The sequence below is a fragment of the Mycobacteriales bacterium genome (assembly GCA_035504215.1).
Taxonomy (GTDB): domain Bacteria; phylum Actinomycetota; class Actinomycetes; order JAFAQI01; family JAFAQI01; genus DATAUK01.
The window spans coordinates 1-12,621 of sequence record DATJSI010000013.1 but is presented as its reverse complement, the minus strand read 5'-3'; the positions used below and the strand labels follow the sequence as shown (position 1 = coordinate 12,621).

Annotated in this window: 10 protein-coding genes; 5 read left to right on the top strand and 5 right to left on the bottom strand. The window is 69.7% G+C overall.

The window, feature by feature from the left end; genetic code table 11:
- Window positions 1-2 precede the first annotated feature (2 nt).
- Entirely contained in the window at window positions 3-1,961 is a 1,959-nt protein-coding gene (locus VME70_01245; protein ID HTW18821.1) for an ABC transporter ATP-binding protein, read from the top strand.
- 67 nt (window positions 1,962-2,028) lie between these two features.
- A complete protein-coding gene (locus VME70_01240; GenBank protein HTW18820.1) occupies window positions 2,029-2,790 on the top strand; it encodes a VOC family protein in 762 nt (253 codons plus the stop codon).
- Between the two features lie 29 nt (window positions 2,791-2,819).
- On the opposite strand, the gene VME70_01235 is transcribed toward VME70_01240, so the two are convergent.
- The 3 genes from VME70_01235 to VME70_01225 are packed head-to-tail and all read right to left on the bottom strand — an operon-like array spanning window position 2,820 to window position 6,956.
- Window positions 2,820-3,566 (bottom strand): SDR family oxidoreductase, encoded by a 747-nt coding sequence (locus tag VME70_01235; protein HTW18819.1) that lies wholly within the window; start codon window positions 3,564-3,566, stop codon window positions 2,820-2,822.
- A gap of 12 nt (window positions 3,567-3,578) precedes the next feature.
- Window positions 3,579-6,350: an aconitate hydratase gene (locus tag VME70_01230; GenBank protein ID HTW18818.1), complete on the bottom strand. Its 2,772-nt coding sequence runs from the start codon at window positions 6,348-6,350 to the stop codon at window positions 3,579-3,581.
- A gap of 15 nt (window positions 6,351-6,365) precedes the next feature.
- Window positions 6,366-6,956: a helix-turn-helix domain-containing protein gene (locus tag VME70_01225; GenBank protein HTW18817.1), complete on the bottom strand. Its 591-nt coding sequence runs from the start codon at window positions 6,954-6,956 to the stop codon at window positions 6,366-6,368.
- A gap of 83 nt (window positions 6,957-7,039) precedes the next feature.
- Between VME70_01225 and VME70_01220 the strand changes: the two genes are divergently transcribed.
- A complete protein-coding gene (locus tag VME70_01220) occupies window positions 7,040-9,385 on the top strand; it encodes an FUSC family protein (GenBank protein HTW18816.1) in 2,346 nt (781 codons plus the stop codon).
- A 17-nt stretch (window positions 9,386-9,402) separates the two neighbouring features.
- On the opposite strand, the gene VME70_01215 is transcribed toward VME70_01220, so the two are convergent.
- Window positions 9,403-9,528, bottom strand: coding sequence for a hypothetical protein (locus VME70_01215; protein ID HTW18815.1), 126 nt, complete (start codon window positions 9,526-9,528; stop codon window positions 9,403-9,405).
- Window positions 9,529-9,585: 57 nt separating this feature from the next.
- Complete coding sequence (locus VME70_01210) at window positions 9,586-10,662, bottom strand: Zn-dependent alcohol dehydrogenase (protein HTW18814.1); 1,077 nt, start codon at window positions 10,660-10,662, stop codon at window positions 9,586-9,588.
- Window positions 10,663-10,713: 51 nt separating this feature from the next.
- Between VME70_01210 and VME70_01205 the strand changes: the two genes are divergently transcribed.
- Entirely contained in the window at window positions 10,714-11,154 is a 441-nt protein-coding gene (locus tag VME70_01205) for an OsmC family peroxiredoxin (GenBank protein ID HTW18813.1), read from the top strand.
- Between the two features lie 26 nt (window positions 11,155-11,180).
- Window positions 11,181-12,621 (top strand): AMP-binding protein (locus VME70_01200; GenBank protein HTW18812.1); only part of this gene is annotated, 1,441 nt, incomplete at its 3' end.

Here is a 12,621-nt window from a genome sequence, read left to right as displayed (position 1 = left end):
CGGTGTTTGGACCACAGGAGGCAGCCGTCGTGGTCATGAACAGCAGCTGGCACATCGCTGCGTCGTATCGTCGCGACCCGTCGGTCACCGAGCAGAAGCTGCCGCCCGGGACGGTACGCCGGATCGTGCGGTTCGCCGCGCCCTACCGCCGTCAGCTGGTCTACTTCCTGATCCTCATCGTGCTCGATGCGGTCATCGGCGCGATCAACCCGTTGATCTACCGGGCCATCATCGACCAGGGAATCGGCCATCACCGGCTCGGGCTCACCGAGCTGCTGGCCGGCCTCATCGCCGTACTTGCCCTGCTCGACGCCGCCGACTCGCTCGCCAACCGGTGGTACTCGGCGCGGATCGGTGAGGGCCTGATCTACGACATGCGCTCACAGGTCTTCGAGCACATCCAGCGGATGCCGATCGCGTTCTTCACCCGGACACAGACCGGTGCGCTGATCAGCCGGATCAACAACGACGTGCTCGGCGCCCAGCAGGCATTCACCGGAACCCTGTCGAACGTGGTCAGCAACCTGATCAGCGTGATGATCGTCCTCGCAACGATGTTCTACCTCTCCTGGCCGATCACCCTGATCGCGCTCATCCTGCTTCCGCTGTTCGTCGTCCCGGCTCGGATGATGTCCGGGCGGCTGCAGCGCATCACCCGCGAGAGCTACGTGCTCAACGCCGACATGTCCGCGCAGATGTCGGAGCGGTTCAACGTCGCCGGCGCCCTGCTCGTGAAGCTGTTCGGCCGTCCCGCGGACGAAGCCGGCTTGTTCCGCACCCGCGCTCGGCGCGTGGCGGACATCGGGGTCACGCAGGCGATGTATGCGCGGGTGTTCCTGGTCTCACTGTCTTTGGTCGCCGCGCTTGCGACCGCGCTCGTGTACGGCCTCGGCGGCCGGTTCGCGATCCAGGGCTCGTTGACGATCGGCACCGTGGTGGCTCTGTCGGCGTACCTCAGCCGGCTCTACGGTCCCTTGACGTCGCTCTCGAACGTCCAGGTCGACGTCATGACCGCGCTGGTCAGCTTCGACCGGGTCTTCGAAGTGCTCGACCTCGAGCCGTCGATCCAGGACGCGCCGGACGCGATCGAGCTCCCGGCCGAGAGGAACCACGCGGTCAGCATCGAGTTCGAACACGTCGACTTCCGCTACCCGACGGCGGCGGAGGTCTCACTTGCATCGCTCGAGTCGGTCGCGGTGCTCGACAACGCGCCCGAGCGCCAGGTGCTCTTCGACGTCTCGTTCCGTGCCGAGCCGGGGCAGCTGGTCGCGCTCGTCGGTCCCTCGGGAGCCGGGAAGACGACGATCTCCCAGCTGGTCACGCGGATGTACGACGTGCAAGCCGGATCTGTGCGGGTCGGCGAGCACGACGTTCGCGCTGTGACACTGGCATCGCTGCGCAGCGCGGTCGGCGTCGTCACGCAGGACGCGCACATGTTCCACGACACGATCCGCGAGAACCTGACGTACGCGAAGCCGGACGTGACCGAGGCCGAGATCTGGGACGTCGTCGACGCAGCACAGATCGGCGACCTGATCCGCTCCTTGCCGGATGGCCTGGACACCCTGGTCGGTGACCGCGGCTACCGGCTCTCCGGTGGCGAGAAGCAACGGCTGGCGATCGCCCGGCTGTTGCTGAAGGCGCCGTCGGTCGTCGTGCTCGACGAGGCGACCGCCCATCTCGACTCCGAGTCGGAGGTCGCGGTGCAGCGCGCACTCGCGACCGCCTTGTCCGGACGGACGTCGCTGGTCATCGCCCACCGGCTGTCCACCGTGCGCGAGGCCGACCAGATCCTGGTCGTGGACGAGGGCCGCATCGTCGAGCGCGGCACCCACGAGCAGCTGATCGAGGCCGGCGGGCTGTACGCCGAGCTGTACCGCACGCAGTTCGAGCGGCAGGGCAGCAGCGCCCCGGGGGACGCGGAGTACGCCGCGCCGCTGGTCGAGGATCCGATCGGATAGGCGGATTTTCGCGCCGTACGACGATTCGCTTCCGGGCCGAGCGGTTCGGCACCGTTAGTCTTCGACCATGCCTGAGAAGTCGGAGTACAGCCCCGGCTCACCGTGCTGGATCGACGTCTCGTCCTCCGACGTCGAGGAGTCGCTGGAGTTCTACTCCGGCCTGTTCGGCTGGGAAGGCCAGGAGCAGGGACCGGAGTCGGGCGGTTACGTGATCTGCACGCTGGGCGGCCGCACGGTCGCCGGCATCGCGCCGATCATGGACGACGACCACCCGCCGCGGTGGTCCGTCTATGTCTGCACCTCGGACATCGACGCCACGACCACGGCGGTGAAAGAGGCGGGTGGCACCGTCGTCGGCGGCCCGCTGGACGTCTTCGAGGCCGGTCGGATGGCGGTCTTCCACGACTCCACCGGCGGGGAGATCACCGCGTGGCAGCCCAACCAGCATCACGGCTCGGAGCTGGTCAACGAGCCCAACGCATGGAGCTGGTCAGAGCTGCTCGGCCGGGACCTCGACGCCGCTGCGGCGTTCTACGAAGCGGTCTTTGCGTGGGGCATCCGTCGCGGCGACGACTACAGCGAATGGCAGTTCGAGGGGCAGAGCATCGGCGGTTTCATGGCGATGCCGGAGATCGCCCCGGTCGAGGTGCCGCCCATGTGGTTGCCCTACATCGAGGTGGACCGGCTCGAGACCACGACCCAGCGCGCGGTCGAGCTCGGTGGCAGCGTCCGCATGCCGCCGAGTGAATACCCGGGCGGCCGGTACGCCGTCATCAACGACGTGCACGGTGCCGGGCTCGGCCTGTTGAAGCCGACTCCGCCGGACTGACAGACCCGGGGCAGACGTCCGGCCGCTGGCTAGAGCATGCGCAGGGCGCCGCCGTCCACCGGGATGACGCACCCAGTGACGTAGGACGCTGCCGGCGAGAGCAGGAAGGCTGCTGCGCGGCCGAACTCCTCAGGCTGCCCGAACCGGCGCAGCGGGATCGTGGTGGCGATGGCGTCGCGGTCGATGGGATCCGGCGTGGTCTCGAGCGTGCGTCCGGTGAGGACCCTGCCGGGCAGCAGCCCGAGCACGCGGATGCCGCTCGGGCCGACCTCGTCGGCCAGCTGCTTGGCCCACATGGCCAGGCCTGGACGCAGGCCGTTCGAGATCTCGAGATTGTGTACCGGTGTCTTGGCCGTGGTCGACAGCACGAAGCCGATCACGCCGCCTTCGCCGAGCCGAGGCAGGACGGCGCGGGCAATCCGCACCGCGCCGAGGAAGACCGACTCGAAGGCGGCGCGCCACTGCTCGTCGCTGGCGCCGAGAACGGTGGTCGGGGGCGGGCCGCCGACGCTCACCAGTGCGCCGTCGAGCCGATCCCATCGCTCGATGGCGGCAGCGGCCAGCCGATCACCCGTGTCCGGATCGGAATTGTCGGCGACCACTCCCGAGGCGTTCGCCGCGCCGAGCCGCTCGACCGCCGCCTGCACCGATTCGGTCCGTCGTGACGAGACCACCACGCGCGCGCCGTCCGCAACCAGGGCCGAAGCGGCCGCGTAGCCGAGGCCGCTCGTGCCGCCGGTGACGACGTACACCCGATCGCGCAGGCCCAGGTCCACGGCCGCAGCCTCTCAGCCCGCGGGCTGGAGCAGCGAGCGCAGCACGTACTGCAGGATGCCGCCGTGCCGGTAGTACTCCTGCTCGCCGGCGGTGTCGATCCGCACCGTTGCGGTGAACGTCTTGTCGTCCGCCTTGACGGTCAGCTCGCGCGGCACCCGGTCGACGCCGGCCAGGCCGGTGATCTCGAAGGTCTCCTCGCCGGTGAGACCGAGGGACTCGCGTGTCTCGCCGTCGGAGTACTGCAGCGGGAGCACGCCCATCCCGATCAGGTTGGAGCGATGGATCCGCTCGAAGGACTCCGCAATCACGGCACGAACGCCGAGCAACATCGTGCCCTTCGCCGCCCAGTCTCGGGATGACCCCGAGCCGTACTCCTTACCCGCGAGAACGACCAGCGGTACGTCGTCGGCGAGGTAGCGCTCGGCGGCGTCGAAGATCGAGGTCTCGTCCCCGTCCGGGAGGTGCCTGGTGACACCACCCTCGGTTCCCGGAGCGAGCTGGTTGCGCAGGCGGATGTTGGCGAAGGTCCCGCGGATCATCACCTCGTGGTTGCCGCGCCGGGACCCGTAGGAGTTGAAGTCCCTCTGCTCGACGCCGTGCTCGGTGAGATACCGCCCGGCGGGGGAGTCCTTCTTGATGCTGCCGGCCGGCGAGATGTGGTCAGTCGTCACGCTGTCGCCGAGGATCGCGAGCACGCGCGCGCCCACGATGTCGGTGATCGGCGCCGGCTCTGCAGGCATTCCGTCGAAGTATGGGGGCCGCCGCACGTACGTCGACGAATCCGCCCACTCGAAGGCGTCACCCGACGGCACCGACAGGCTCCTCCACCGCTCGTCGCCGGCAAAGACGTCGGAGTACGACGTGGTGAACCCGGATGACGCGACGGTCTCGTTGATGACGTCCTGGACCTCGCGCGGCGACGGCCACAGGTCGGTGAGGAACACGTCGTTGCCCTCCGCGTCCTGGCCGATCGGGTCCTCGAGCAGGTTGATGTCCATGGTGCCGGCGAGCGCATAGGCAACGACGAGCGGCGGCGAGGCGAGGTAGTTCATCTTCACCTCGGGGTTGATGCGGCCCTCGAAGTTCCGGTTACCGGAAAGGACCGAGACAACCGCGAGGTCATTGGCGTTGACCGCCTCGCTCACCTCGGGAATCAGCGGGCCGGAGTTGCCGATACAGGTCGTGCAGCCGTAGCCGACCAGGCCGAACCCGAGCTTGTCGAGGTACGGCGTGAGACCGGCCTTCTCGTAGTAGTCGGAGACGACTTTCGAGCCGGGCGCGAGCGAGGTCTTCACCCACGGCTTGGGGTGCAACCCGCGCTCGACGGCGTTCTTCGCGAGCAGGCCGGCGCCGACCATGACGAACGGGTTCGACGTGTTCGTGCACGAGGTGATCGCGGCAACGACGACGGCGCCGTGGTCGATCGTGACCTCCGCACCGTCGATCGTGATCGCCACGGGGTTGCTCGGCCGGTCGCTTGCGGCGACCGTCGATGGCTCGCGCGGCCCGTCATCGGCGCCGTCGTGGTCGACCGCCGGCGGGTCGCTTGCCGGGAAGGACTCGCGCGAGCCCTCGTTGGCACCGTTGTCGTTCGGGTCCTCGTCGGCGTACTCGCCGAGCACCGCCCGGAAGCAGTCCTTGCCGTTGCGGACCGGCACTCGGTCCTGGGGCCGTTTCGGGCCGGCCAGCGAGGGCTCGACCGTGGACAGGTCGAGCTCGAGCTGCTCGGAGTATGCCGGCTCGTGATCGGGGTCGTGCCAGAGCCCTTGCGCCTTCGCGTACGCCTCGACCAGCTCGACCTGCTCTGCGGGCCGACCGGTAAGCCGCAGGTACGTGAGGGTCTCGTCGTCGATCGGGAAGATCGCACAGGTAGAGCCGTACTCCGGGCTCATGTTGCCGATCGTCGCCCGGTTGGCGAGCGGCACGGCAGCCACCCCCGGGCCGTAGAACTCGACGAACTTCCCGACTACGCCGCGCTTGCGCAGCGTCTCGGTGATCGTCAGCACCAGGTCGGTCGCCGTGGTGCCATCGGGTTGCTCGCCGTAGAGCTTGAAGCCGACCACGCGGGGAATCAGCATCGACACCGGCTGGCCGAGCATCGCCGCCTCGGCCTCGATGCCGCCAACGCCCCAGCCGAGGACACCAAGGCCGTTGATCATCGTGGTGTGCGAGTCGGTGCCGACCACAGTGTCGGGGTAGGCGAGACCGTCCTTGTCGAAGACGACCCGGGCGAGGTACTCGAGGTTGACCTGGTGCACGATGCCGGTGTCGGGCGGCACCACGGTGAAGTCGTTGAACGCGTTCTGCCCCCACCGCAGGAACTGGTAGCGCTCCTGGTTGCGCTCGAACTCCAGCGCCGCGTTGCGCTCGAAGGCATCCGGAGCGCCGAAGACGTCGACGATCACCGAGTGGTCGATCACGAGCTCGGTCGGCACGAGTGGGTTGATCTTCTTCGGGTCGCCGCCGAGTGCCTGCATCGCCTCACGCATCGCGGCGAGGTCGACGACGCACGGCACGCCGGTGAAGTCCTGCATGACCACCCGGGCCGGCGTGAACTGGATCTCGGTGTCGGGCTCGGCGCTCGGATCCCATCCCGCGAGCGCGCGAACCTGCTCGGCGGTGACGTTGTGGCCGTCCTCGTTGCGCAGCAGGTTCTCCAGAAGCACCTTGAGGCTGTAGGGGAGCCGCGCGCTGCCGTCCACCGCGTCGAGCTGGTAGATCGCGAGATCGCGCCCACCGACCGCCAACGTCGTACGAGCGTCGAAGCTGTTCTCGGCGGTCATGAGTGCACTCCTCGGTCAGCGGTGGTTCGGGTCGGGTGCCGGGCCGGCGGGCGCTTCGCGGACCGCCTGCTCGGCGAGATCGAGAATCGCGTCGAGATGCTGCACCGGCATGCCGGTCGCGAGCTGCGCGACCAGGCCGTCGTAGGCAAGCAACAGGAACGCCGCGAGAGTCTCGATCGGTACGTCGTCGCGCACGACGCCGGCATCGCGCTGGCGGGCGAGCCGGGCCTGCGTGGCGCGCGTGATCGAGCGCAGGTGGTGCTGCCAGAGGGCGGCGAACTGCGGGTCCGTCCGCACCCGGCGCGATACCTCGAGCTGGACGCCGAGCCAGCCGGCGTCCTTGTCGCGCAGCTTGTGCATGGCTCCCACCAGGCCGAAGTCGTCGACCAGCGTCGCGACCTCTTCGGCGTCCTCCTGAGCGAGCGCCAGGAACAGCGCATCCTTGTCGGCGAAGTGGTGGAAGATCGCGCCGCGCGACAGCCCGGTGGCCTCCTCCAACCGGCGGACGGTGGCGCCTTCGTAGCCATAGGCGGCAAATGCCCGCCGGGCGCCCTCCAGAACCCGCCGCCGGGTGGCCTCGAGACGCTCCGGGCTCACCTTCGGCATGAAGCGACGTTACCAAACCGTACGTCCGTCTTGCAATACTGCCCTGGCGATCACGCTGCGGCTGGACCCGCCATGATGCGGGGATGCATCCGATCGACTGGCTGCGCCGGCGCGACAGCGATCTGGTCGCGCTGCGTCGCGCCGCACGCGCGGCGGTCGTGATGCCCGCGATGTTCGCGATCGGCGACAAAGTGATCGGCGACCCGACCCTCGCGACCTTTGCGGCGTTCGGGTCGTTCGCGATGTTGCTGCTCGCCGACTTCGGCGGCAGCCTGCTTCAGCGCTTCCAGGCGCAGCTCCTGCTGGGTGTGGTCGGCACGGTCCTGGTCGCGCTCGGGTCGCTCGCCGGCCGCGCGGCGTGGCTGGCCGCCCTCACGATGACCGCCGTCGCCGGCTGCGTGCTGTTCGCCGGGGTCATCAGCTCGGTGCTTGCCGGTGCGTCGACTTCGCTGTTGCTGTCGTTCATCCTGCCGGTCGCCACGCCCGGGCCGGTGTCGAGCCTCCCGGCCCGCCTCGAAGGCTGGGGGCTCGCGGCCGGCGCAGCGCTGATCGCCGTCGTCGTGCTCTGGCCGGCGCCCCCCCGGCACCCCTTGCGCCACCCGGTGATCGAGGCCTGCCGCCGCCTCGCTGAGCGGATGCGCGCCGAGGCGGCGTTCGTCCGCGGCGACGAGGACCGGTCGGTCGACGACGTCGAGGCGGCGCAGCAACGGGCCCGCGATGCCGTCACGGCGCTTCAGCGCGGCTTCTACGGCACGCCGTACCGCCCGACCGGTCTGACCAGTGCGGCGCGCGCGATCGTCCGGCTGGTGGACGAGCTCGGTTGGTTGGCGCGGGTTCTCGACGCGTCCTCGCTCGCGCATCTGGCCGCGATCCGTGGTCGCGTGCATCCTGAGATCTGCGCGGTCAAGGGCGCGGCCGCGGACGTGATCGACGGCGGTGCGGACCTGCTCGAGACTCCGGCCGGCGCATCCTCGCGGCTCGCCGAGGACTCCGCCCGGCTGCGGCGAGCCGCCGACGAGCTCGAGGAGCACGCCGCCCGCTCCCTGCCGTCCGTTGCCGAGCGTTCCGAACCGGCCGGTCACACCCAGCGTCTGGTGAGCGCGCTCGAGCCCGGATTCCGTGCGCAGGAGCTGAGCTACGCGGTCGGTCTGGTCGCGAACAACATCACGGTTGCCGCCGCTGCCGACCGGCGCACGTGGTGGGAGCAGATGCTCGGCCGCCAGCCGGATGGTGCGGGATCCGCGCTCGACTCGGCTCGCGCGCGCGCCGCGGGCCACCTGTCGAGGCACGCGGTCTGGCTGCACAACAGCGTGCGCGGCGCGGTCGCGCTCGGTCTCGCCGTACTCGTTGCCGACCTCACCGGAGTCCAGCACTCGTTCTGGGTCGTACTCGGCACCCTGTCGGTCCTTCGCTCGAATGCGCTCAGCACCGGCCAGAACCTGCTCCGCGCGTTGGGTGGAACGGTGCTCGGCTTCGTGGTCGGCGGCCTGCTGGTGTGGGCGATCGGCGCGAACCCGAGCGTGCTGTGGATCCTGTTGCCGGTAGCAATCGTTGTCGCGGGGATCGCGCCCGCGGTCATCTCTTTCTTCGCCGGGCAGGCAGCGTTCACCGTGACACTCGTCATCCTGTTCAACATCGCCGCGCCGGCGGGTTGGCGGATCGGCCTGGTCCGGATCGAGGACATCGCAATCGGCGGCGGCGTGAGCCTCGCGGTCGGGCTGCTGTTCTGGCCGCGGGGAGCCGGCTCCGAGCTGGCAGTGGCATTGAGCGACGCATACGCGTCGTGCGCCGCATATCTGCGCGGCGCCCTTGCCTTCGGCCTCTACTGCTGCGACCCCACCGGGTCGACGCCGGTGCCGCCGGCGCCTCCGTCGGTCCAGGCGGCCGCGTCCGCGCGCCGGCTGGACGACGCGTTTCGCACCTTCCTCACCGAGCGCGGGGCGAAGCAGCTCCCACTGGCCGGCGTGAGCACCCTGGTGGGCGGTGTCGCCGGGCTGCGGCTCGCCGCCGACGCGATCCTTGATCTGTGGTCCGACGGGTACGCGCCTTCGGCCGACCGTTCAGCAGCGCGCCGTGAGCTGGTGGGTTCCGCGGAGTCCATCGCAGGCTGGTACGACGCGCTCGCCGCGGCCCTGGCGGGCCATGGCGACGTGCCCGTAGCGCTGCCCGCGGAACCCGGGGCGGCGCAGCGGCTGGTGGACGCGGTCCGTGACGATCTCGACGCCGACGGTGCCGGGACGTCGACCGGAGTACGCGTGGTCTGGACCGGCGACCATCTGGACGCGGCCCGCCGGCTCCAGGACGAGCTGGTCGGGCCGGCCGGGCTGGTGGTCGACCGGCTGCGCCAGTCCGCCGGCGGTCGCGGGGCCGCACTCCGGCACGTGTTCTCGCCCGCCGCCGTACGGCCGGTTCGATCGGCCGAGGCCTGACGCCGCGCTAGCAGCGGTCAGTCGGCGTCGTGCGACGTCGTCTCGTCCTCGACCTCTTCCTCGGTTCGCTCCTCCTGCTCAAGCGTGGGATCCGGATCGTTGGGGTCCTCGGGAATGTCGGGCGGCATCGGTGGCATCGTCATGGGGTTCCCTCGCCTGGTCGGGTCAACGCTGCGTCCGACCCTATCGACGAGGCCCGCTCACGGGAGCACGAGAGTGCGGCCGCCCTGTCCGGCGCGCATCCGGTCGAAGGCAGCATCGATGCCGTCGAGACCGCAGCGGTCCGTCACCAGCGCGTCCAGGTCCAGGCGGCCCGCGCGCCACGCCTCGAGCATCCGCGGGATGTCGACCTCGGGGTCAGAGGAGCCGTAGACACATCCCGACAGCGACCGCGCGAAGTGGAACACCTCGAGTGCGTTGAACTCGGCGACGTCGTCGGTTCGGCCGATGCCGACCACGACGGCACGGCCGCCGCGGCGGGTTGCGCTCCACGCCTGCCGGATCGTGCTGCCGCGCCCGACGCACTCGATCGCCACATCGACGCCTCGGCCATCGGTCCGGCGGCGTACCTGCTTGGCGAGATCGTCGTCCGCGACCAGGAACTCGGTTGCGCCGCAGCGCCGGGCGATCTCCGCTTTGTCCGCGGAGATGTCCGTGGCAATGATCGTGGCGGCGCCCGCGAGCCGGGCACCCTGCAGCGCCGACAGCCCGACGCCCCCGAGCCCGACCACCAGCACCGACTCGCCGGGCTGGGTCTTGGCATGGTTCATGACGGCACCGGCGCCGGTGAGTACCGCGCAGCCGAGCAGCGCCGCGATCTCCAGCGGTACGTCGTCGTCCAGGCGGATCACCGCGCGACCGGGCACCACGGTTTCCTCGGCGAACGCGCCGACCCCGATGCCCGCGACGAGGTCGACGCCGTCGAGGGTTGCGTAGGGCAGGTTGTCGCCGGCGAACTGGTTCTGGCACAGCCAGGGTTCGCCCGCCGAGCACCACCAGCAGGAACGGCACGGTGGCGCCCAGTTGAGAACCACGTGGTCGCCGGGAGCGACATGCCTGACGTCGGAGCCGACGGCGAGCACCGTGCCGGACCCTTCGTGCCCCAGCACCGCCGGCACGACCTGGCCCATCACACCGGTGCCGAGCGAGAGGTCGGAGTGACAGACCCCGGCGGCGACGATCTTCACGCGGACGTCACCCGGACCGAGGTCGCGAAGGGCGATGTCGCCGACCTGTTGGGCGCTACCGACCTCCATCAGGACCGACGCCTTGACCATCGGCACACCATAGTGTCGGCTTGGCGCAAGGACATCGACGAGGAGGCCGACGTGCCCACACGCACCGCGCGCACCGCCTGGACCGGTTCGCTTGCCGAAGGGTCGGGTCAGGTCGAGCTCACCAGCAGCGGTATCGGCACGTACGAGGTGAGCTTCCCGAAACGCGCCGCCGACGAGTCGCCGGGCACGACCAGCCCGGAGGAGCTGATCGCCGCGGCCCACTCGGCCTGCTACGCGATGTCGCTGTCCAACGAGGTCGCCCAGTCCGGTGGTACGACGCATGCCCTCGACGTCACTGCGTCGGTGACACTGGCAAGGGACGAGGCGCGGGGCGGGTTCGAGATCTCCGCGATCCACCTCGCGGTCGAGGGCGAGGTCGAAGGTCTCGACGCGGACGGCTTCGCGGCCGCGGCCGAGAAGGCCAAAGCCGGCTGCCCGGTGAGCAAGGCGCTCGCGGGCACAACGATCACGCTCGAAGCCGTGCTGGCCTGACGCCGATCGATTGCTACCGTCCCGATATGAAGGTGCCGCTGACTTCTGCCGACTTTCTCGCGCGCGCCGAGGCGGTGTACGGCGACAGGGTCGGGGTGATCGACGAGCCGGGTGGCCCGGACTCCCTCGGGGAGATTACGTACGCCGAGCTGGCGCGCCGCGTTCGCGCCCTGCAGGCCGGCCTTGACGAGCTCGGCGTCGGAGTCGGCGAACGGGTCGCCGTCGTATCTCCGAACTCCGCCCGGATGCTCGAGCTGCTCTACGCGGTCCCGGCATCCGGCCGGATCCTGGTCCCGGTCAACTTCCGGCTGAAGACCGAGGAGGTCGACTACATCGTCGACCACTCCGGATCCTCGGTGTTGCTCGTGGACCCCGAGGTCGACGAGCCGCTGTACGGCGTCACCGCGAAACATCGTTTCCTGCTCGGGGCGCAAAGCGACGACGCGCTGCTGCGCTTCGACCGCGAGCCAGAGCCATGGGCCGATGTCGACGAGGACGCGACCGCGACGATCAACTACACAAGCGGGACGACGGCTCGCCCGAAGGGCGTGCAGATCACGCACCGCAACATCTGGACCAACGCGGTGACGTTCGGGCTGCATGCCGGTGTCAGTGACTGGGACGTCTACCTGCACACCCTGCCGATGTTCCACGCCAACGGCTGGGGCATGCCGTACACCACGGCCGGGCTCGGCGTACCTCAGGTCGTGCTGCGCAAGGTCGACGGCACCGAAATCCTCACGCGGGTCGGCAAGCACGGAGTCACCTTCATGTGCGCAGCGCCGGCGGTGCTGAACGCGATCCTCGACGCCCGTCCGACCTGGCAAGGTCCCGTGCCGGGTTCAGATCGGGTTGCGCGGGTGATTGCGGCAGGAGCGCCGCCGCCCTCGAAGACGATCGAACGCATCGAGGCCGAGCTGGGGTGGGAGTTCTGCCAGATCTACGGACTCACCGAGACTTCGCCCCTGCTCACGATCAACCGGCGGCGTCGCGAGCACGCCGACGTTCCGATCGCGGAGATCGCGCACGACCTGAGCCGGGCCGGTGCGCCCGCGATCGGGGTGCAGTTGCAGGTGAGCGACTCCGGCGAGGTCCTTGCGCGGTCGAACGTCGTACTCGAGGGCTATTGGAACCAGCCTGACGTGAGCGCCGAGGCACTGGAGAACGGCTGGTTCCACACCGGCGACGGCGGATCGATCGACGACGACGGATACCTCACCATCTCCGACCGCAAGAAGGACGTGATCATCACCGGCGGCGAGAACGTCTCGTCGATCGAGGTCGAGGACGTGCTCTACTCCGCGGCGGGTGTTGCCGAGTGCGCCGTGATCGGCGTGCCGCATGAGAAGTGGGGCGAGACGATCAAGGCGATCGTGGTCCGCGCGCCAGGTGCCGACTGCACAGAGGCGGACCTGATTGCGCACTGCAAGTCGAAGATCGCCGGATACAAGGCGCCGACGTCTGTCG

Coding starts and splice junctions, on each gene's coding strand:
- VME70_01210 (HTW18814.1), bottom strand. CDS start 10,662: ATGGTCAAGGCGTCGGTCCTGATGGAGGTCGGTAGCGCCCAACAGGTC.
- VME70_01240 (HTW18820.1), top strand. CDS start 2,029: ATGCCTGAGAAGTCGGAGTACAGCCCCGGCTCACCGTGCTGGATCGAC.
- VME70_01220 (HTW18816.1), top strand. CDS start 7,040: ATGCATCCGATCGACTGGCTGCGCCGGCGCGACAGCGATCTGGTCGCG.
- VME70_01230 (HTW18818.1), bottom strand. CDS start 6,350: ATGACCGCCGAGAACAGCTTCGACGCTCGTACGACGTTGGCGGTCGGT.
- VME70_01215 (HTW18815.1), bottom strand. CDS start 9,528: ATGACGATGCCACCGATGCCGCCCGACATTCCCGAGGACCCCAACGAT.
- VME70_01225 (HTW18817.1), bottom strand. CDS start 6,956: ATGCCGAAGGTGAGCCCGGAGCGTCTCGAGGCCACCCGGCGGCGGGTT.